Genomic DNA, 19,931 nt, shown 5'->3' with positions numbered 1-19,931 from the left:
AGCGGTGTGCAAAGCGTGGCGAGCGGGCGCACTGACGCCTTCGTCGGCATTCGGGATACCTACGCGGGCGTCGTCGATGCGTTGGGGAACGGCTTGCTCGAATCGACGCCCTTGCCGCTGACGGTGCCGCTGTGCTTCGTCGCCCGTCGCACGAATGCCGCCGCGGTCTCACTGATTGACGCTGGCCTTGCACGCCTGTCGCCGACCGAACGGCGCGAGCTGCACGTGCAGCCGGCGCCTACTCCGCTGCATCCGACGCAAGCGCAGCCTTTCACGCTAACAGGCGAGGAGCAACGCTGGGCGAGCCGTCACGCCGTCGTGCGCGTAGGCATCGAGCGGCTTGCCCGCCCCTACGATTATCTTGATGAACACGGCGAGTGGCAGGGCCTCGGCGCCGCTTTGCTGAGCCAGCTGGCTCCGATTACGCATGTGCGCTTCGAGCCCGTGTTGATCGATGACGCCCGCACGCTGGCGGATGCGTTGCGCGATGGCACCATCGATCTCGCCACGTCCTTTCCGATCGGCCTGGAGGACCTCCCACAAGATCTTGCGCTCACGAGGCCCTACGACAGTTTTCCCTGGTCATTCGTCCGAGCTCACGACGACGCCGTCGCGCCGGCTCGCATTGCGGCCAACGCCTGGCGCTTGCAGCAACTGCTGCCGAGTGTATTGTCCGGCGCGACGCTCGTGCCGCGCCAACGCGCGGCGGACGCACTGCGCGCCGTGCTCGCTGGCCATGCCGATGCGGCACTGGTCAATAGCGTCGCCGCAGAGGATTTGCGTGACCGCTATGTGCACGGTCCTCTGTCGGCCGATGCCTCCATCGCCGGCATCGAGCGAGTCGGCTTTGCCTCGACGCCGGGCAATGCTTTGCTCATCGGCATCCTCGATCGATACATCGCGTCGCTGAGCCAACGCGAGCTCGCTCTCCTCGCGAGCCGCTCGCGGCCCGTGTCGTGGGTGCTCGGCTACGACAAGCGCTCGGTGATCGGATTCTCGGTGGGCGCGTCGGCCGCCGTGGCTGCCTTCATCTTTACGCTGCTTTGCGCGTATTGGCGCATGCGCGCGGCGCGACGGGCGGCCGAGGTGGCACGCGGGGAAGCCATCGCCGCGCGCATGCGGGCCGAAGCGGCTGATCGCGCGAAGTCGGCATTCGTCGCGATGATGAGTCACGAGATCCGCACACCGATGAATGGCGTGATCGGCGTACTGGACTTGCTCGGCACGACGACGCTCGGGCGAGAGCAGCGACACTACCTCGATATCGCGCAGCGCTCGGGCCGTCTCATGCTGCGCGTGATCGACGACACGCTCGATTACCTGAAGCTGGAGCAGGGCGCTGTGGCGCTAGAAATAGCTCCATTCGACGTCGAGCGCCTTGCCGCGGCCGCCATCGATCTGCATGCGCCGCTCGGCCATCGGAAGGGCCTGTCCGTCTACCTCGCGGCGATGCCGCATTTCGACCGTTGGGTGGTGGGCGATGAGGTCCGCGTCAACCAGATTCTGACCAACCTGCTTAGCAACGCCATCCGTTTTACCGAAACCGGATACGTGATGCTTGAAGTGCGCCATCGGCTCGAGCGGGGACGTAGTGCATTGCAGTGTGTCGTGACGGACACGGGCAGAGGCATCGCCGAGTCCTACCGGCCTCAACTCTTCACGCCATTTACGCAACAGGACGGGTCGACTACACGCCGCTATGGCGGCACGGGCTTGGGGCTTTCGATCGTGAAGCGGCTCGTCGATGCGATGGGTGGCACGATCCACGTACACAGCGCGACCGGCAGAGGTACACGCATTAGCGTGCAACTGCCGATCGTCTGGGGGGAGGCAGCGCGTTGCTGGCCGGACCTCGCGCCAATGCGCGCGCGCGTCGATGTGGCCGTGCCGGCGATGGCCGCAGTGGTGCGCGCCACGCTGGCGAAAATGCGCGTCGAGCGCGTCGCGGCACCACGCGGGGGGGAGGCCGATGTCAGCATCTCCCTTGACACCACCGGTGCGCTCAACGTTGTCTCGCGCGCACTCGGCGAGCAACGTGTGCGTCGTGTCGACGAGCTCGTCGACGTGCTTTCGAGAGCGCGCGGCTCACTGACGGAGGCCGGCGGCGTGTCGAGCGGTCATGACACCGATGCTCCAAAGACGTGGAGTGACGTCGGCGAGGTGCTGGTCGTCGAGGACAACGAGATCAATCGCGACATCATCATGCGCCAGCTTGCGTCAATCGGACTGGCGGCGCGTGCCGCAGCCGACGGTCTAGAAGGCTACGTGCGTTGGGCGCAGCTGCGCCCTCGATTCGTGCTGCTCGATTGCCACATGCCGGGCATGGACGGCTATACGCTTGCGCGCCGCATCCGCGCCGAGGAAGCGCGGGATCTCGGCGCTGGCCACCGTGCGACGGTGGTGGCGATCAGCGCCAACGCAACGCCCGACGATATCAGGGCGTGCCGCGAAGCCGGCATGGACGACTACTTGTCCAAGCCAATCACAAGGAGGAAGCTTGCCGAGTTATTCGAAAAGTGGAGGGAGCCTGCGGATGCAGTCAGATAGCCATGAGCGTGCGCGGCACTACCGCGCGTCATTCGATCTTTCGGAGCTGCGCGCGCTTTACGAGCCCGCAGAGCTTGATGAATTGATCGATCGAGCCCTCGCGCAGTTGGTGGGCTTGCAGTGCGCGCTGGATACGCATCTCGCAGCGGGGGGGTACGTCGACGCCGGGCACGTGTTGCACCGGATGACGGGAACCGCCTCGTTCTTCTGCTGCAGCAGCGACGCGCTTGCCGCTTTGCACGACGCGCAAAGCGCGCTGTGGTCATCGGATCCATCGCGCATCGAGGCTGCATTGCCGCATGCGCGCAAGGTGCTCGCCACGTTGGCTGACGCCTTGGCGAAAGTACTGAACGCCCGCAGTGCCGCGTGGTGTGCGGCGGTACCGGCTCGGGCACCTTCACGTTAAGTCGTCCGGGAATATCGCGTGTAACGGGTTTGCGCAACGCGTCTGAAGCAATGTGGTGCTTTTGTTGCCGACGCGTTATAGCGCAATCCAATGCGGAGCACATGCGATGCCTAGTCCGATTACCCGAGAGCCCGAACTTTCGTTGCCGCTGCTGCCATGCGTGACAGCGGCCGATGAGGTTGCGAATGAGGCAGTTGAAGCTGCGGCGGCTCAGGCATCGCTTATCGACGACGCATCGCGCGCGCCCAACCGATTAGCAGAACGCGCTATCGACAACCGACTGCGCCGGTCGATCTCGGCGCGCGCCGCTGCTGCATCGCTCGTCGCTGCAGTAGCGCCTCCCGTGAGTGCATCGATAGGCACACGCAGCGGGAGCGATGCGCGGGCATGGGATGAGCTTGAACGGGAAAGCATCAGCTCGGCGTTGCGCGATTGGGTCGATCTGAACGAAGCACAGCGCTACGCCGACAGCCCGAGTCAATTGCTGCGCGCGGTTTCGGATCACGAATACCGTCCGATCTCGGCAGAGTTCGAGGCGAGCCTCGACCCGTCGCTGCTCGAAGACGAGCGCGTCCTCGATGCGGCAGCGGTTCTATACCGCCAAGTGCGCCGTGCTCAGCCATCGAATCGCGACGGCGCCGATATCCCGCAACCGCTTGCCGAGCTGCGCTCGGCGTTCCTCGTGGCGCTTCGTGACGATTACGCGAAAGAGCGCGTGCTGTCTGCGCTTGCGTCGCCCATGGGCGACCCCATGCTAAAGACCCCGTTCTTCGATGGGTTTGCCCTGCGTCACGCGCAGCACAAGACGTTCGACGAGCTCACGGCCCTGCCGGGCATGTCGATGGATCCGGCGTTTGCGGCGTTGCCGAGCGAGGAGAAGCGACGTTGGCTCGAAGAAAAATTCTCGCAGATGGGCGAGAGCAATCAGTATGCGATCGGCACACCGGAGCATTCGCTTGCCACCGCGTGGTTGCGCATTCAAAGCCATCGCGGCATGCCGATTTCGACGCAGTTCGATAGTCGGGCCGCGTTGATCGAAGCCTTCCGGGAACTCGAGGAAGATTGGGCCGAGAAGCCTTTCTATCCCTACCACCCACGTTTGCTCTTCGCCGCTCATCTGGCCCGTAGCGACGGCATTGAATTGATGAGTCCGGACGATCTCCTCCTCGTCTACGAAAACCGCGTGGCCGACGCCGCGAAGATCGAGGCGATCGATAAAGGCAACGACGCGCCGCTAGAATGGATCGGGCTGTATCTGTCGGAGCGCGCATCAAAATGGATGTCGCAAGACAAATCTGAGCGTGCTCAAACCATCCTATCTCTCTTTGCGGCGCTGCGCGATGCGGCCGACGGGGACGGGCCGGTGGCCACCTTTGCGCGGGAGCTGCGCGACAAAGGCGTACTGTCTGACAAGCGCATCATCGGTGATCAAACGACACGGTTGGATGCGCTCACCGCCTATGGAAACGAACGATTGCTTTCTGTTGTTGGCACGCCTCCCCGACTCGAGAGGTATGCGGCAGCGGCGGAAATTTTGCGCAGTCGCGGCTTGAGTCAGGACAAGATCGACGAACTGCGTACCTACGTGATCTCGGGAGACAACCCGAACGTCACCAAGACAGCCTACGGCGATCGTGTCGATGAGTTCCTCGATCGCGCGGACTGGAGCGGCCTTATAGGATCGAGAATGACGCTCGGTGTCGGCGTGCAGATCGAGCCGCGCCACGAATTGCAGCAGGCGGAAGAACGCTTCAATGCCGAACTCCGGTCCAACCCTTGGATCATCGCGCGGGCAAAGGAGAACCTGTGGACGAAGGACGTTCGCCCGACTCAGGCAGCGCTTGACGCGGAAATCAACCGGATTGCGATCGATCTCGAGGCGGAGACCGAATCGCATCGCGCGAGGGTGAGGGGCTTCGAGACGTGGATCAACATGCAGCCTGTCGCTGGCCCGATCTACAACATCGAAGAAGGGATTCGGCATCACGACGCATCGCGCGCTGCGTTCGGATTGTTCTTTCTCGGCGTGGACTTGCTGGACGTGGCCGGCACGGGCGGTGGGCGCTCCGGCCCGTCCGGCCGCGCTCATCCGGTCGTGTCCAGAATGGGGCGTGCGGCGTCCCGGCTCGACGCCTCGAGCGTCGACATTGCCATGCACCCGATGATGGCGGAGGCGGCTGCGGACCCCGTCGACATCGCGGTGCAGGACGGCGATATCCCGCGCGTCCATCGCGGCATGGCACAACGGGTGCGCAGTGGCGAGCGGAAAGTCCGCTGGCGCGACTATGACGTCGAGCATTTCGAGGATGAGAATCGCATTGTCCTCCTAGCGAAGGAGAGCAACGTCGGTATCGAGATGGACTGGTTGTCGGGCCATCGCCTGCGAACACGTTCGCCCTTGGAGCGAGACCCGCTTACCGGCAAGCTGAGTCCACAAGAGACCAGCTTTTCCGTCAGTAGCGGAGAGACCACGATACGCGGCACCGAGGTCGACGCGCGTCTAACCGTCAAAACCGTGAAGGAGATACTGAAGGATGCAAACCGCGCAGAGCTGCGTGACTTCGATGAGATCTTCGGCGAGCGCTTCACGCACAAATCCGGCTCGGACGCGTCGACATTCGATGCCAAGGCGTTCTTTCGCGGGCTCTACAAGCAAAGCCGTACATTCAGGCGCCTTGTGAACCGCTTTGAGGATGTAGAAGCGCGCGGGCGCAACCGTACGCGCGGCCCAACCAAGCCGTGGGAGTTTCTCGTTGGCGAAGTCGGCCCGCTCGGCGCGCCAACCAAGGCCTATACGGATTTCGAGCATCGGCGTATCTACATGCCGGCGGACGAGACGATCGAGGCGATGCAATACATGAGCGCGACCGGCGTGCAGCCTATGCCTCGAGAACAGGCTTATCTGCACGAAATGATCCATGCCCTCACCGGCGCACGCGACCCCGAACGCATGCTCGACATGCTCAACCGCGGGCCTGTCGTATACCTGACTGACAAGGTGCTCGGCGAGGGCGGTTACGCAATGGCCGAGCGGGTGATGTATCGGCGCGAGAACTCGACGGACGATGCGCCGCGGCACGACACGATCGAGTACCAGCGCAATAACGCCACGGAAGCTGCGCATGCCGAGAACCGCTATCTCGACCCTTGGGTCGACGGCAAGCATTCGGTGCCAAAGGACACGCTGGTTGACGGTACTCCGATCGACTCACGCATCACCGTCCGTGATGCGAAGGATATCGTGCGCGGAGTGGCAGGGGAGGACGACGACGTGTTCTTATTTGTGGACGAATTCGATTCGAAGTTCGGCAGGCACTTCGGCTTTTTTGCAAGCGAGCACACACCCGCCGAAGTGGCGGCTGCAGACGCGAAAACCCTAACCGACTTCTACCGGCGCCTCTACCGCAACAGCCCAACATTCCGATATCTGTTCGATGGCATGCCGGCACTCGATGTACGCGCCGAGGTACCGGCCTGGAAATTCATGATCGACAAGCGTCCGCCGGATGATGCACTCGCGCAAGGGGCGTCGCTGCAGCAGCCTCTGGGGCGGGTGCAAGAGATTCATCTGCTGGAGCCGGGCCTGCGGTACTTGAGCTCGGCGGGCCTGCGCGATGTCGAGTTCGAGCGCAAGCTTACGTACGATGTCGTCCAGGCGATGGGCGGTTTCGGCAGGCTGGCACCCGGCGAAACATACAGGAACCGCGGGGCGGCGGTCTATCTGACCGACACGATTCTTAACGAAGCCGGCTTCCACTATCCGGAGCAGCTCGTCGCGGCGCTCGCAAGCACAGGCGACACTGCCGCAGAGCAGCGGCTGTTCGCGTATCAGACTTCCGCACAACGCGGCGTGGCTGTCGAAGACGCCTACATGCGCCAGGACTGACAGCGATGCAATTTGCGAGTGCTTGGGCGGCCTCCGCCAGCCGGTGGCTTTCCCGTATCAGCGAGCGCAGCGATACGCTCGCCGCGCTGCTTGTCGCGCTGGTCATCTTCATGATGGTGCTGCCGCTGCCGACGCTCGTCATCGATGTACTCGTCGCCGTGAACATCAGCATGGCGGCGCTGCTGGTCGCGTTGGCGCTTTATGTGCCGAACGCCGTTGCGTTCTCGAGTTTCCCGGCGGTGCTGCTTTTTACCACGCTCTTTCGTCTCGGCATCGAGATCAGCACGAGCCGCTCGATTCTGCTGCGAGCCGATGCGGGGGCCATCGTCGAGACGTTCGGCAGGTTCGTCGCGGGCGATAACCTCGTGGTGGGCGCGATGGTGTTTCTCATCATCGCCGTCGTGCAGTTTCTCGTTGTCACGAAAGGCGCGGAGCGCGTGGCCGAAGTCGCCGCGCGTTTTTCGCTCGACTCGATGCCGGGCCGGCAGATGGCGATCGACGCCGACTTGCGCGCCGGTTTTGCGAAACCGGAGACGGCGCAGTATCTGCGAGGCGAACTCGCGCGCGAAAGCCGCATGCACGGTGCGATGGATGGTGCGATGAAGTTCGTCAAGGGCGACGCGCTCGCGGGCTTCGTAATCGTGCTTGTCAACCTGACAGCGGGGATGGCCATCGGTGTGGCCCAACACGACATGGCGTTCGTCGATGCGTTGCAGCGATACTCGATTCTGACGATCGGCAACGCTCTGGTCGCCCAGATCCCCGCACTGCTGATCGCGATCGCCGCTGCCGTTTTGATCACACGTGGTGGTGACGACGTGGCGTCCCCCCCGGCAACGGTAGGCCGGGAAATCATGCAGCAGGCCGCGTCCGCCCCCGTGGCGTGGGTGATCGCGGCTGGCATCGTGGCACTCTTCGCCGCCGTCCCCGGCATGCCGTGGGCCGCCTTTGTGGGGCTTTCGGCGTCGATGCTCGGGTTCGGGGCGACGCGGCTGCGTCGCGAGGCGGGGGCAAGGCGTCGCGCCGTCGCGGACTCGCGCTTGGCGAGCACCGACGCGGGAGGCCCCGATGCGGAGATTCCCGACGAATGGGATGTGCGGACGATCGTGCCGATGCGGCCGATCGTCGTGTCGGTCTCGAATACGATGTCATGCGACACGCGCTTTGCACAACTCGTGCGTGGAGCGCGGCGTGCGCGCAACGAAATTGTGCTGCGTTACGGCGTGACTGTGCCGAGCCTCGAGATCGAGGGCGCGGCGCGGCTCGAGGGTGATGCTTACGAGATCGCTTTGCACGAGGTTGTCGTGGCGCAGGGGCAGTTGCGGTGGGATTGCCTGTGCGTGCCGGCTGACCAGCTCGATGACGCGTTGCGTGCCCACGCAGAGCGGCAGGACTATCCGCTCATTGTGGGGGCGTCGTGGATCGAGCGGGGACGACTGAACGGCGGCGACCTGCTCGGTGAAGGAGTCGACGCCATGGACTACTTCGCACGGCTTGTAGGCCAGCTTCTGCATCGACACGCGACGCTGTTTGTTGGCATTCACGAGGCCCAGTTGCTGTTCGGGTGGCTGCAGCGCGAGATGCCGGCCGTAGCGAAGGAGCTGTCGCAGGCGTTATCGCTGCCGCGCTTTGCGGAAGTCCTGCGGCTGCTCGTTGCCGAGCGCGTGTCGCTGCGCAACGTCAGACAGATCGTTGAGGCCATCGTTTGTTTTGCGCCGCGCGAGAAGGAGACGGCGATGCTCGCGGAGCACGTTCGCCTCGCACTGCGCGCGCAAATCTGCCAGGAATTTTCCCACGACGGCGTTCTGCATGCGTTGCTGCTCGAACGCCCTCTAGAGGAATCGCTGCGGGCTTCGCTGCAGCAAACCGCGCAGGGCGGGGTGCTGGCCATTGAGCACGAAACGGCGCAATCGCTCTTGACGCAGGCGAGGCGCCTCGCGGCGCACGGCACCGCCGCGCCTGTCGTGCTCACCGCGCAAGACTTGCGCGCTCCGCTGCGGCAAATCATCGTCGACGAGTGGTTCGATCTCCATGTCCTCAGCTACGCCGAGCTGACGCCGACGCAACGTGTACGCTCGATCGGCATGATCGCGGCGGACGACGGTCAATCGTCGAAGAAGGCATCATCGATGTCGATGGGCCCCGATGGACATGCGCCGAGCGACTGCATTTCCTCCACGAGGCGATAGACGATCGCCACGGCGCGATAGCACTCCGGCGGAATCATCGCATTGATCTCGCCGTGCTCGTAAAGATGGCGAGTGAGTTTCTTGAAGCGGAAGCGCGGAATATCGCGTACGTGCGCAGAATCGGCCATTTGCCAAGCCGCCGCGTCGGCGCCCTTGTCGAGCATGATCGGCGCCGATCGCTCGTCTGCCCCGTAGTAGAGCAGAACTGCGAGGTGTTCCGGATTCATGACGAGCACACACCCTGTCGTCTCTTTCGGGGTCGGCGGTGCTGCTGCGGCTTCGTGGCGCGCGGCGCGCTGGCGGGCGCGCACGAACGGGTCGCCTGTCGTTTGCTTATGCTCGTCCTTCGCTTCGCGATACGACATGCGCAATTTGCGCAGGTAGGACCGCTTCGCAGTCAATGCGCTGACGAGCGCAGGAACGATCAACGCCGCGAGCAGAATCCGCAGCAACCACTGCAGTGCATCGATGCTAGCTTGCCAGCTGTGTTCGACCGATCGCCATTGAATCATCGCTGAAAAGATCGGGAACCGGCTCATCAGCGCTGCGTAGCCGACAACGCCTACAACGAGCGCCGTGGCGAGCGCAATGACGATCGTGACCAGATGCTTTTGCGAAAACATCTGTTTGACGTGGTTGAGCGGATGGAGGCGGGCCGCCGACGGTTTGAGCGCCATCGGCGCGAAGTGCAGGCTGCCGGATGCCCAGGCCCCGATAATCGCCGCGAGAACGGCGATGCCGACAACGATCCCAAGTGCGCTCGCGAAGAAGCGCGCGCACTGCCACACCAACTCGGCGACGTGAGCGGCGAGGTACGGTGGGCGGAGTCGGGCCAGTGTTGCTTGCATGATCTGCAGCAGCGCGTGATGGGCGAGGCCTAGACACGCGAATATCGCTTCAAAGCATAACGCCATGACGATCCATGCGACCAACGGCTCGCTGCGCGGCACATCGCCTTTGTTCCGGGCGTCGCGCAGCCGCTTCGGCGATGGCGGAAGCGGCTTGTCACTCATCGCTTGCCGGTCGCAGGTGATTGCCTGAGTCTTTGGGATTGTTCCGTTCATCGTCAAGGCGGCTAGGGTTTTGCAACCCGTCGCGAGGAGCTTCGTTCGGAGCGGGAGCACCCCCAATAGCGCACGGCGGTGAGCCGAGATCGTGGTCTGAAGGCGACTTCTCGCACGTTGCGCCGATGCTATTGACGGCCTCATTGGGAGCGGCCGTCGATGTGGCCTTGATGGTTTGCGCCGTCCATTCCAGATGTTCGACATGAACGTCGTGAATCGCTTCGATCGAGGCGGGCAGACTCAACGCAATGAGCCACAGTGCAACGATGCTCTTGAACGGCAGCGCCGCGACATAGGCTGGGAAGCGGGCCGCTGCCCGTGATAGCACCGCAAAACAGGCTTCAATGAGGCCGAGCGCAAGCAGATAGGGCAGCGAAAACATCAGCGCAAAGCGCAGCAGAGACGTAAGGAGTTCGGCGATCGCGTCCCAGGCTTCGGTCTCGAGCCGCGGAGCCGGTAGCAGCGTGGGCCACGCGGCAAAGCTGGCGTACACGACACCAAGGAGCGCGTGAAAGGCGCCCGCATGCATCAAATAAACGCATGAAGTGCGTTGCAAGAGCAGACCGACGAGCGACGCATCGGGCGAGGCCATGGGATCGAGCGCTTGAGGATTGGCGCCGCGCTGATAATCGATGTAGGCACCGGCGGCTTCAACCGCCCATAGCGGAATGCTCAGTGAGACGGCGAGTAGCAGGCCGAGAGCGATCTCCTTGGTGGTGAGCCAGACGAGCATGCCGAAAGACGGCGGTACGGTTTGCAAGTCGGGTAGCAGCGCGAGCGCCACGGGCAAGCCCAGCGCCAGCGCAATCGAACCTCGTGTGGCGACAGAGAACGACTGCAAGGTGAACACGGGAACGAGCAGCAGCGTCGGCAGCCAACGCGCCGTAGCAAGCGCGGCCGCAAGGACAAATGGAAGCGCGATGGCGGCGGTCTCGGCCATGTCGACGACGTCAGGATTCAACGCGTGATGATGCGACGAGTGCGAACACTTGCTCGACAAGCGCCAGCATCTCGTGGCCCATTGATCGCGCGACAATAGCGAGCGTCGCACATACGATGATGAGCTTGACGGCGAACGGCAGCGTCTGATCCTGGATCTGGAATGCCGAAAGCACGAGAGACGTGACGATGCCCGCGCACGCCGCCGCGAGCACGAGCACCAGCGAGGTTTTCAAAGCGAAAAAGAGTGCATGCTGAATCAGGCCTAGCGATTCGGGCATCGTCTCAGCCTTGGTACGAGAGTGCGAGCGCGTGCAGCAGCCTGCCCCATCCGTCAGCGACGACGAAAAGCAGCAATTTGAGCGGCAGTGACACCATCATTGGCGGCACCATCTGCATGCCCATCGCCAACAAGACGTTGGAGACCAGCAGGTCGATGACGATGAAGGGCACGAAGAGCAGGAGACCGATCTCGAATGCTGCCTGAAGCTCGGACACGACGAAAGCGGGAACGAGGATGCTCCAGTCTTGCGAGTTAGCGGACGCTCGCATCGATGTTGGCCAATTGCGGTGCGCCAAGTCGAGAAAGCGCTCACGCTCTTCGGGCCGCGTGTTGTGCAGCATGAAGCCGCGCAGGGGTTCGACGACTGACAACGCACGCGCGAGCTGCGCACTTCCTGAGGCAGGCGTCGTCGACGTCGGTTCGCGCGCAGCGTCGAGGCAAGCCTCGAGCGTCGGCGCCATCACGAAAAGGGTAACGGCCAGCGCGATCGCGTTCAACGCTATCGTAGGTGGCGCCTGTTGCACACCGAGCGCGTTGCGCATGAGAATCAGCACGACTGAAATTTTGAGGTAGGACGTCGTCGTCATCGCAATCAGCGGCAACAGTGAGAGCGCAAAGAGTACGGCGATGAGGCCGAGCGGGTGCTGATCGAGCGTCATGAATGCGGCGGCTGCGGTTTGGCGGCCGCTTGTGGCCAGTCGGTGACTTCAACGGCAAGGTGGCCGTCGAGATCGACGAGCTCGCCATAGCCGAGCAGCACGCCGTTGGCTTCGATGTGCACGCTCGGCGGCAGTCCGCCCTCGAGGCGCAAGAGCGTGCCGCCGCGGATCGCCGCGACGTCGCCCAATGTGAGCGTCAGCGTGCCCAGCGAGAAGCGCAGGCGGACAGGGAGCTCTGCGGTATCAAGGAGGCCGGAGGGCGGCGCTTCGGCATCTACCGCCAAATTCGGAGGGGAACGATCGGGGAACATGCGTTGAACCTCGAAACATCGTTGATCGGTGAGCCAGCGGACTTCAACCCGGCGATTGAATATGCGGATGTCTCCGTGTCCAGCCGTATCCCATTGGCTCGTGGGCAGCCGGACCACATCGCCGCGGCGCAGCTGGGCTAGGCTCTGGGGCGGTATCCCGACCTCGCCCACCGCAACGCGCAGTTGGCTCGGCAGCGCTGCGAGCCAATTGGGCGGGGCTGCCGGGATTGGACACCATGGCCCGTCATCGAGCATTGCCTGCAAACTATCGACTTCGATGAAGAGGCGCATAGCGAGGCGCATGGAAGGAAGTTCACAGCGCAGGTGCGCGAGAACCCCGTCGCGTGCTGGTCGATCGTGCGGCGCGCATACGACCGGGTCGCCGAGAGCCGACTGGAGTGCAGCAGGCAGTGCCGCAACCGCATGGCGTGCGAACGCCATGCGTGCTGACGAGGTCGATGCGCAGTCGATGCCGACGCCCGTGAAAGCGAGCAGCAGCGCTGCGTAGTCAAACCAGAAAGCCCGGCCAAAGCGGGTCGAGACGGCAAGCGCGTTGCCCGTATCGATGTGATCCATGTCAGGCACCGAAGGAAGCGCGGCGAAGTTAACGTGCAGCCGCAACTGCCCGATGATGCCGTCTTCGAGTGCGATATCGGTTCCATAGAGGCGCGCGAGGCGCTGCATTGCCCATACCGTCGCATCGACACGCCGCAGTGCGATTCGTGGTTGCATTCGCGCTGTCATGGCTCTGGCGGATGTTGTGGCTGCTGCGGCACAGGCGGCGGCCGCCGCGCATTGGCTGCCGCTAGCGCAACGGGACGGCCGAGGCGGTACGCAAGGCGCTCCTCGAGCGTGCGCTGGTGGACGGCAAGCCATGCTTGACCCGCCGCGGTATCGCAATAGAGCATCAATCGAAGAACACTTCGAGTGTCCACGATGCGAATCTCGAATCGCCCCAGTCCGGGCACGAGGAAGGCGGCATGGAAGTTCGGCGTCGCTCGGCACAGCGTCTCACCGAGTCCGGTAGCGAGTCGACTGAGCGGCGACGCTCGCTCCAGTTCGGTCGCATAGCACGCAGCGCCCGCAATGCGTGCGTCGACGGGGGCGAACGGCGCCCGCCAAGCAACGGATTCGAGGCTCGCGAACGTAGAAGAGCCCGAGAGCGACGTATCGCAACCCGAACCGATCGGCTGATCAAAAATCGTCATGGTGATCACCGGTGAGACGGTTCAGAGCAAACCGATACTTCTCGCATCGGCGCTTCAACAGTGCGTGCTCGCGGCGGGCACTTGCGAGAGAGGAGCAGGCTTCGGTGTGACTGGATTTCGCGGCCAAGACGGACGAGCGGGCCGCATTGACCGTTCGATCGATCGTCGCGTGTGCGGCCGAGATGCGCTCAAAATCGCCACGCCGCAGCGAGTTTCCTTTAAGTAGTTCGGCATCGATGGCGCTTCGCTCCTCGCCGGCCTGACGTACGGCCTCGGCGAACGCGAGACGGGCAGCATCCACTTTCGCAACGGCGATCCGACGGACGTGCTCGGCGTTGGCGGCTCTTTGGAGCGCGCGCGCAAGCCGGGCCTCGCGGCAGGCGACCAAGCTTTGCCACAAGCGAGCATCGTCAACCAAGCGTGGCATGCAAACGCTCCAGCGTATCGTCCCACCGCGAGGGTTCACGCAAGTCCTGCCGAAGAAACTCGACGAGGCGAGGGTGGCGTGAAACGGCATCGTCGTTGTGCGCGTCGTGCCCAGATTCGTACTCGCCGAGCGCGAGCAGTAATTCCAATTCGCGATAGCGGGCGAGCAACGCGCGCAGGCGTTCGCCATCGCGCCGATGCGGCTCGTCGACAACCGCATTCATCGTGCGACTCAGACTGCCGAGTACGTCGATCGCCGGAAAGTGCCCGCGCTCAACCAGCGTCTGCGAGAGAACGATATGCGCGTCAAGCAGCGAGCGCGCTTCCTCGGCGATTGGATCGGCTGGCCCAGATTCGACGAGTACCGTGTAGATGGCCGTGATTGCGCCCTGCGCCGAAGTGCCGGCACGCTCGACGAGGCGCGGCAGCATCGAGTAGACCGAAGGCGGCAAGCCCTGACGCCCTGGCGGCTCGCCGGCGGCCAATCCGAGTTCGCGTTGGGCGCGTGCCACGCGCGTCAGCGAATCGACGAGCAGCAACACATGCTTGCCCTCGGCGCGCAGACCCTCCGCGACTGCCGTTGCGGTAAATGCGGCCCGAACGCGTTCGATGGGCGCGCGTTCGGCTCCCGCGCAGACAACGATCGAGCGTGCAGCAAGTCCAGCATCGACTTCGCGTTCGAGAAATTCATTGAGTTCGCGGCCGCGCTCGCCCACGAGCGCAAAGACGACGACGTCAGCCTCGATGCCGCGGGCGAGCGCGCCGAGCAACGTCGTCTTGCCGCAACCGGGGCCCGCGAACACGCCGACCCGCTGGCCCTCGGCGAGCGTAAGCAGCGCATCGATTGCGCGCACGCCCGTGGTCAGCCTCTGTGTGAGGCGAGGCCGCTCGGTGGCCGGCAGCGCCGGCGCCATTACCGGTATGCGCGTGCAGGAACCGTCGGGCTCGCGCCAGGAGCGCGACAGCGGTCGGCCGAACCCATCGAGCACTTGACCGAAAAGGTGCGGCCCGATCGCAATGTCATGCGGCTTGCCGAGAGCGCGGATCGGCGTGCGCGGGCTGAGACCTTCGGTCGGCGCGAGTGGGGCGAGCAATGTGTCGGCGCGGTCAAAGCCGATTACTTCAGCTAGCATCGGCTTGCCGTCAACCGTGCGGCAGCCGAGCTCGCACACATGTCCAATTTCGCAGTCGGGCAGGCTCGCGACGATCAGCGTTGCGCTGACGCGTCGGATCCGGCCGTAGGCTTCGATGGCGTGCGATTGGCCGATGCGGCGTCGCACGGAGGACATCCAGGCAGCAAGACGAGGCTCGATGTCATGCGAAAGAGCGAAGTCAAATGAGCCTGTCATGCGGCGCATCGTCATGGGCTTCACCAGGACAGTTCGGCGGGCCGCCGGCCAGAAAAGACGATCCGGTGCGGCTCGATTCGCTCGAGCGTGAATTCGCGCCAGATATTGCCGGGCACAAGCACACGCCCATCGTCGTCACCACGAAGCCATGTGCGCCGCCGCGTACGCTGACAACACCGAACGGCGGCGGTGCCGGTTCGACACGCAGCGGGTGCACGACGGCCTCGACTTTGCGCGCGACAGAATGTGCAGTCGCGGTTGCGGCTGGCCGAAATGCGCCGATCTCTGACGCGTCTGACACGCTTGATAGGGCTGGCTGCTCGAGCGATGTACCGGCGGTGCCCCGTGCCTGAACTGCCGAGGCAAAACTGTCCACGCTCGCATCGTCGGGCGCCAGCACGAGCGCCGTTGCCGCGCCGAGGGCGCACACGGCGGCAAAGCCGGTGAGCCCAGCGGCGATGCCGCGACGCGGTGGCCTTCGATCCGTCATTGCGACGATCTCTGCCCCGCTGTGCCAGGGCTCATGCTCCTCGGCAAACCCGACGAGAATCGGGCCGATCGATACGCGCATGCCGGCCGCGATCGAAGCAGGCGGCTCCTTGCCTTCGAGATGGCTGATCGTCCATCCGGTGTCTGTATTTCGGTTGAGCTCGACGGCGTGCTCGGGCATCCCTGGGTCGGTCAGTACGATGTCGTTGGTCGAGGCGCTGCCGAGCCGCAGGACATCGCTGTCGAGCGGCAGGGCTGCGCCGCGATGCAAGCCGTTCAAAATGCGAAGTTCGAGCATGATGTCGGACGCTCTCTCGTGAAGGGTGCGGGGCTAGATCGCGCGCGCGCTGATGAAAATGGCACGCTGGCGGCTGCGCGAACTCGCGACGGGATAGCTGGCGATAAGCCTCGGTGCAGCCCCGCTTTCCAGCGCGACGGCTGTTTTCAGTTTGACGCTGCTCGTGCTGCCCCATTGCTGGCCGGGCAGGCCCGTTGGCTGAGCCATGAGGAGGCCGACGTCGACGGCTAGTGCAGGTGGCGCGGATGGCCGCGCCGGCAACAGACGTGCGGCGAGGTCGAGCGCATCGCCGCGATTGCCGGCGCGGCCATTGGCATTCTCGTCACGGCTGTCGTTGCCGTCGTGGGACGTCGAGCGCCGATGCGACTCCTCCGCGCCGATCGCCAGCGTCATGTGAAGATTGGCGAAACCGACGAGTGCCTGACGGTTGAGCAGGGTTGCGCGCGCCTCGCTGATCGCCTGCGACAGGCGCGCATGAAAACCGGTGTCGACGCCGCCCACGCTCACGTCGTCTTGGCTTGGCGCGTTGGCTGTACCGCCCGCGGCAAGCGAGAGAACGGTTGCTTCGTCGGCTTCGAGCACAAGCACTTCCATCGACACCATCGGCAACGGCTGGTCGAGCGTTTCGATGAGGCGCTCAAGGCGCGAGCGCAGCACCGGATCGCCCCAGACGAGCACCGTGTTGGTTCGGGCATCCGCGGCAATGACGACCTCGGACTCGCTCGCCGGTGCGGAGGATGCGGGGGCTAGCCTCGTCGGCGCCGCGCGCCAATCGGGTAAGGGCGTCGCACGATGCGCAGTGCCGAGCCAGTTGACGAGCCCAGGCCCGGCGATGGGGAGCGAGGCGACAGGGACAGGGCCCGCCGTTTCCAGCGCCTGCATCGATTCGACTGTCGGCAAGACAAGACGCTGGCTTTGCGCTTCGTCGTTCGGCGCAACAAGTTGCCGCAAGATCGACGCCACACCGGGCACCACACCGTCGCGACCGTCGAGCGCGGTGCTGTCCGCAGCGCTTGCGTATCGCAACGGGAAAATCATCGGCTCGACCTGTAGCGTGCGCGCGCCCGGCACGGTGCGGGCCGCGAGGAAGCGGCGCACGAGCGAGCGGTATTCGCGCGGGCCGGCGACAAGCACGGCGTCTTGGCCGGTCAATGCGCCCCAGCCGAAACGGGCCTCATAAAGGCCGACGGCAGCGAGCGCTGTCCGCGCGGCGTCGGGCGCCATGCCGTGAAGCGCAATGCGTTCGGCGGTCGAATCGGAGCGCGCGCTCACGTGCAGCGTTCGGTTGGCGATGAACCACTCGAAGTGGTGAGCGCTTGCCAGTTGCTCGAGGAAATCACGCCCGCTTTCGCCTGTCACCCACCCGGCGATATGGGCCGTGTGCCACGCAGGCGTCGCACGACGGCCGTTCGCCGGTGCAACACGAAGCGTGAGACCGTGATCGTCGGCAAAGCGCCGCAAGACGTCGAGCACGGAGCGATCGCCTGCCTGCAGTGCGTAGGGCGCGGATAGATCGACGGCGGCCGTCTGTGTCTCACGTGGCAGCTCGCCGGCATTCGCGCGTCCGGGCACGATGCCGAATACACCTACGTACAAAAGCAGAATGAGGACGAGCAGACACGCGAGGCGGAAAAACGTAACGCGATGTGTCATGGAGCCTAACGAACTTCGTTGAGCACGCTGCGCAGCAGCGCGAATTTCATCTGGACATCGGTGGTCGCGCTCCAACCGGCGAGCGATACGCCGCGCAGCGCTTCGACGTAGCGTTGCCACTCACGAGGGTCCGTGGGCGACATCGCGCGCCGGGCGTGGTCGGCGCGCTCCATGGCGCGAAAGAGATGCAGTTCGGTCGGGCTCAGGTTCATGGTCGGGCAATGAAATGCGGCAGGCAAAGGAAGTGGGGAAGGTCGGTGAATGGGGCCCGCGCTTGGGCATTCAACATGCATGCATGTGTACGGCCCTCAGGCAAAGTGCTTCTCGAGTTTGGCCCGCAGGCGCGACAGCCGGGAGCGGACCGTCCCGACAGGAATGCCTAGCGTGGCGGCGACTTGCACATAGCTGACGTCGTCGATGAAAAGCAACTCGATCATTCTTTGCTGCTCTTCCGACAGCGATTGAGCGAATTCAAGGAATTTGGCGAGACTCTGCTTGACGCAGATGCAGCGCTCGGGCGCGCGCGTATCGACGAGGGCCTCTTCGTGGTCGTCAATGCGCTCGACGACGAACCGGTAGTCTGAGGCGCGGTTCACGTGGTTGCGCATGATGTTGAGTGCGATGGCGGTGAGCCATGTTCGCGGCTGCGCCGTGCGGCGGTACGCAGTGCGGTTTTCCCAGGCGCCTAGATAAGTCGATTGCAGGATGTCCTCGGCATCTTCCGCACTGCGCACGCGGCGCATGATGAAGCGGAGGATGGTCTGAGCGTGCGCACGATACCAGTCGTCGAATTCGACGGATGCGCCGGCGCCGGTCATGGCAACGGATCCTTCCGAAAGCGTCGAAATCATGGCAGTCAATTTGATGAGGGCGGGCTTGAATGCGCGCAATCATCGGTGGCAACCGCTTCGGGAGGCCAATTTTGATATGAAAATCGGACGACATTACCCCTTGCGTTTCGCAGACGGGCGCGCGCGACGCCGTGATGCGTCGCATTTTTGTCATTACGCGGAACCGAGGCAAAGCGTGACGTTACTAACCGGCCAATTCCGTACTCGCCTCGAGTCGAGATGCGGAAGCGTGCTCAGTGTTCACTTTGACTACGGAGACTGTCATGTCCATAGCAGCAGCCGTCATACCTGTCGCTCAGGCAGTGGGCGCGTTGGCGTCGTTTGCCTCCTCAATCTTCTCGGCGATGCCGGGGGCGAATGCACCGGCCGGCGCTTCGTCGTTCGCGGGTTCAGAGGGGACGTCGAAGAACTTCGACCAGATGCAAGGTCTGATGAGGCGGCAGCAGGAGGCCCAGCTGAAAACAATGGGAATGCAAACCGAGGCCAGTGTCCAAAAGATGTTGGTCGACACCGTGAACAGCATCGCGAGCGGACACCTCGATTCGGGCACCAAGGCGCAAAACGCCGTCCATAAGGCGGCCCAAGGCATTCATTTTTAACCTCGGCTGGCCGACTGGGCCAGTTGGCCAGTAACAAGCACGGGTGCATGGATTGCGCATGCATCCGTCAACGGATCGACATCATGATTCACTTTTGGCAATCCATGGCTGCGGATATGAGAGACCGGCTCCGTACGGCCGAGTGGGCAGCAGATGCAGGCGTGGCTTTCGCGCTCGAAAAACGGCGCGTCGATGCGCAAAACGCACTCGAATCGGCACACGGCCGGATGAAAACCGAGCTCATCAATTCGCTGCGTCAGCTAACGGCACAAATCAAGCCCTGATCGTTCGCGCATCAAAGCAAAAAGGCAAAACGTGGACGATCTGAAACTCTCTGCTGCTCAGCGATTCTTGCCGGCAACGGACGCGAGCGCTTCGGCAACGGGTGCAGCCGCTTTCGCGCACGTGCTGGCATCGGTGGAGACACCGTCAGCACCGCTCAACGCCGTACGCGTTGCTGCGGCGAATGCGTCCGCCGCGTCCGTTCGTGCGGGTGCTCAACAAGCCCGGGCCGATGTACCGGTTATGGCGTGGCTCGCGCGCGGTCTGGATGAGCTGGAAGGCAAGCGCGTGGAAGCAGCCGGGCTTCCTGCCAGCATTGTGCAATCTCATGCGCGCGGCGCGTCGGGTTCCGCGGTCGTGCTCGCGATGCATCGGCAGGCGCGGATCATGGCTGCGTACCACATGGATGTCATGTGGGCCGCCAAGGTCGTTGGCGCGACGGCGGGCGGACTCAAACAGCTGATTGCCTCGACATGATGCGTGCGGCGCGCG

General features: G+C 63.9%; 19 protein-coding genes. 7 read left to right on the top strand and 12 right to left on the bottom strand.

Going from position 1 to position 19,931, the window contains the following annotated elements:
* The 4 genes from VL598_RS16255 to VL598_RS16240 all read left to right on the top strand — a co-directional run.
* The coding region (locus tag VL598_RS16255) for an ATP-binding protein (protein WP_325327755.1) at positions 1–2,547 on the top strand (2,547 nt) is incomplete at its 5' end.
* Positions 2,534–2,953: a hypothetical protein gene (locus VL598_RS16250; protein ID WP_325327754.1), complete on the top strand. Its 420-nt coding sequence runs from the start codon at positions 2,534–2,536 to the stop codon at positions 2,951–2,953. The genes VL598_RS16255 and VL598_RS16250, both read left to right, overlap by 14 nt.
* Positions 2,954–3,059: 106 nt before the next feature.
* Positions 3,060–6,839, top strand: coding sequence for a PipA/GogA/GtgA family type III secretion system effector (locus VL598_RS16245; RefSeq protein ID WP_325327753.1), 3,780 nt, complete (start codon positions 3,060–3,062; stop codon positions 6,837–6,839).
* A 5-nt stretch (positions 6,840–6,844) separates the two neighbouring features.
* Entirely contained in the window at positions 6,845–9,028 is a 2,184-nt protein-coding gene (locus VL598_RS16240; RefSeq protein WP_325327752.1) for a flagellar biosynthesis protein FlhA, read from the top strand.
* On the opposite strand, the gene VL598_RS16235 is transcribed toward VL598_RS16240, so the two are convergent.
* The 12 genes from VL598_RS16235 to VL598_RS16180 all read right to left on the bottom strand — a co-directional run bounded on the left by VL598_RS16235 (position 8,944) and on the right by VL598_RS16180 (position 18,525).
* Positions 8,944–10,041: an EscU/YscU/HrcU family type III secretion system export apparatus switch protein gene (locus VL598_RS16235; RefSeq protein WP_325327751.1), complete on the bottom strand. Its 1,098-nt coding sequence runs from the start codon at positions 10,039–10,041 to the stop codon at positions 8,944–8,946. The genes VL598_RS16240 and VL598_RS16235 overlap by 85 nt on opposite strands.
* A complete protein-coding gene (locus VL598_RS16230; protein ID WP_325327750.1) occupies positions 10,034–11,053 on the bottom strand; it encodes an EscT/YscT/HrcT family type III secretion system export apparatus protein in 1,020 nt (339 codons plus the stop codon). The genes VL598_RS16235 and VL598_RS16230 overlap by 8 nt, the downstream gene beginning before the upstream one ends.
* Positions 11,043–11,312: an EscS/YscS/HrcS family type III secretion system export apparatus protein gene (locus VL598_RS16225; RefSeq protein WP_325327749.1), complete on the bottom strand. Its 270-nt coding sequence runs from the start codon at positions 11,310–11,312 to the stop codon at positions 11,043–11,045. Before VL598_RS16225 ends, VL598_RS16230 begins: the two co-directional genes overlap by 11 nt.
* A gap of 4 nt (positions 11,313–11,316) precedes the next feature.
* Positions 11,317–11,973, bottom strand: a complete 657-nt coding sequence (sctR, locus tag VL598_RS16220) for a type III secretion system export apparatus subunit SctR (protein WP_325327748.1) — start codon at positions 11,971–11,973, stop codon at positions 11,317–11,319.
* Positions 11,970–13,016 carry a type III secretion system cytoplasmic ring protein SctQ gene (sctQ, locus tag VL598_RS16215; RefSeq protein ID WP_325327747.1) on the bottom strand — a complete coding sequence of 349 codons (1,047 nt, stop codon included), beginning with the start codon at positions 13,014–13,016 and terminating at the stop codon, positions 11,970–11,972. Before sctQ ends, sctR begins: the two co-directional genes overlap by 4 nt.
* Positions 13,017–13,024: 8 nt before the next feature.
* Complete coding sequence (locus VL598_RS16210) at positions 13,025–13,492, bottom strand: hypothetical protein (protein ID WP_325327746.1); 468 nt, start codon at positions 13,490–13,492, stop codon at positions 13,025–13,027.
* Entirely contained in the window at positions 13,479–13,919 is a 441-nt protein-coding gene (locus tag VL598_RS16205) for a hypothetical protein (RefSeq protein WP_325327745.1), read from the bottom strand. Before VL598_RS16205 ends, VL598_RS16210 begins: the two co-directional genes overlap by 14 nt.
* Entirely contained in the window at positions 13,903–15,267 is a 1,365-nt protein-coding gene (locus tag VL598_RS16200) for a FliI/YscN family ATPase (RefSeq protein WP_325327744.1), read from the bottom strand. The genes VL598_RS16205 and VL598_RS16200 overlap by 17 nt, the downstream gene beginning before the upstream one ends.
* Positions 15,251–16,054 (bottom strand): FHA domain-containing protein, encoded by an 804-nt coding sequence (locus VL598_RS16195; protein ID WP_325327743.1) that lies wholly within the window; start codon positions 16,052–16,054, stop codon positions 15,251–15,253. Before VL598_RS16195 ends, VL598_RS16200 begins: the two co-directional genes overlap by 17 nt.
* 33 nt (positions 16,055–16,087) lie before the next feature.
* The gene (locus tag VL598_RS16190) at positions 16,088–17,707 is read right to left on the bottom strand and encodes a secretin N-terminal domain-containing protein (protein ID WP_325327742.1); all 1,620 of its coding nucleotides are present in this window, start codon (positions 17,705–17,707) and stop codon (positions 16,088–16,090) included.
* A gap of 5 nt (positions 17,708–17,712) precedes the next feature.
* Positions 17,713–17,919 (bottom strand): hypothetical protein, encoded by a 207-nt coding sequence (locus VL598_RS16185; RefSeq protein WP_325327741.1) that lies wholly within the window; start codon positions 17,917–17,919, stop codon positions 17,713–17,715.
* Between the two features lie 96 nt (positions 17,920–18,015).
* Entirely contained in the window at positions 18,016–18,525 is a 510-nt protein-coding gene (locus VL598_RS16180) for a sigma-70 family RNA polymerase sigma factor (RefSeq protein WP_325327740.1), read from the bottom strand.
* 296 nt (positions 18,526–18,821) lie between these two features.
* Here VL598_RS16180 and VL598_RS16175 point away from each other — a divergent pair, with 296 nt between their 5' ends.
* From VL598_RS16175 to VL598_RS16165, 3 genes are all read left to right on the top strand, one after another.
* Positions 18,822–19,157, top strand: coding sequence for a hypothetical protein (locus tag VL598_RS16175; RefSeq protein ID WP_325327739.1), 336 nt, complete (start codon positions 18,822–18,824; stop codon positions 19,155–19,157).
* Positions 19,158–19,240: 83 nt separating this feature from the next.
* Positions 19,241–19,441 (top strand): hypothetical protein, encoded by a 201-nt coding sequence (locus VL598_RS16170; protein WP_325327738.1) that lies wholly within the window; start codon positions 19,241–19,243, stop codon positions 19,439–19,441.
* Positions 19,442–19,472: 31 nt separating this feature from the next.
* Positions 19,473–19,916 (top strand): hypothetical protein, encoded by a 444-nt coding sequence (locus VL598_RS16165; protein ID WP_325327737.1) that lies wholly within the window; start codon positions 19,473–19,475, stop codon positions 19,914–19,916.
* Positions 19,917–19,931: the final 15 nt, after the last annotated feature.

It is taken from the genome of Trinickia sp. (assembly GCF_035492435.1).
GTDB lineage: Bacteria > Pseudomonadota > Gammaproteobacteria > Burkholderiales > Burkholderiaceae > Trinickia.
This window is presented reverse-complemented; position numbering and strand designations above follow the sequence as displayed.

Coding starts and splice junctions, on each gene's coding strand:
- VL598_RS16185 (WP_325327741.1), bottom strand. CDS start 17,919: ATGAACCTGAGCCCGACCGAACTGCATCTCTTTCGCGCCATGGAGCGC.
- VL598_RS16170 (WP_325327738.1), top strand. CDS start 19,241: ATGATTCACTTTTGGCAATCCATGGCTGCGGATATGAGAGACCGGCTC.
- VL598_RS16175 (WP_325327739.1), top strand. CDS start 18,822: ATGTCCATAGCAGCAGCCGTCATACCTGTCGCTCAGGCAGTGGGCGCG.
- VL598_RS16190 (WP_325327742.1), bottom strand. CDS start 17,707: ATGACACATCGCGTTACGTTTTTCCGCCTCGCGTGTCTGCTCGTCCTC.
- VL598_RS16210 (WP_325327746.1), bottom strand. CDS start 13,492: ATGACGATTTTTGATCAGCCGATCGGTTCGGGTTGCGATACGTCGCTC.
- VL598_RS16250 (WP_325327754.1), top strand. CDS start 2,534: ATGCAGTCAGATAGCCATGAGCGTGCGCGGCACTACCGCGCGTCATTC.
- VL598_RS16240 (WP_325327752.1), top strand. CDS start 6,845: ATGCAATTTGCGAGTGCTTGGGCGGCCTCCGCCAGCCGGTGGCTTTCC.
- VL598_RS16245 (WP_325327753.1), top strand. CDS start 3,060: ATGCCTAGTCCGATTACCCGAGAGCCCGAACTTTCGTTGCCGCTGCTG.
- sctR (WP_325327748.1), bottom strand. CDS start 11,973: ATGACGCTCGATCAGCACCCGCTCGGCCTCATCGCCGTACTCTTTGCG.
- VL598_RS16205 (WP_325327745.1), bottom strand. CDS start 13,919: ATGCCACGCTTGGTTGACGATGCTCGCTTGTGGCAAAGCTTGGTCGCC.
- VL598_RS16200 (WP_325327744.1), bottom strand. CDS start 15,267: ATGACAGGCTCATTTGACTTCGCTCTTTCGCATGACATCGAGCCTCGT.
- sctQ (WP_325327747.1), bottom strand. CDS start 13,016: ATGCAACCACGAATCGCACTGCGGCGTGTCGATGCGACGGTATGGGCA.
- VL598_RS16235 (WP_325327751.1), bottom strand. CDS start 10,041: ATGAGTGACAAGCCGCTTCCGCCATCGCCGAAGCGGCTGCGCGACGCC.
- VL598_RS16180 (WP_325327740.1), bottom strand. CDS start 18,525: ATGACCGGCGCCGGCGCATCCGTCGAATTCGACGACTGGTATCGTGCG.
- VL598_RS16195 (WP_325327743.1), bottom strand. CDS start 16,054: ATGCTCGAACTTCGCATTTTGAACGGCTTGCATCGCGGCGCAGCCCTG.
- VL598_RS16225 (WP_325327749.1), bottom strand. CDS start 11,312: ATGCCCGAATCGCTAGGCCTGATTCAGCATGCACTCTTTTTCGCTTTG.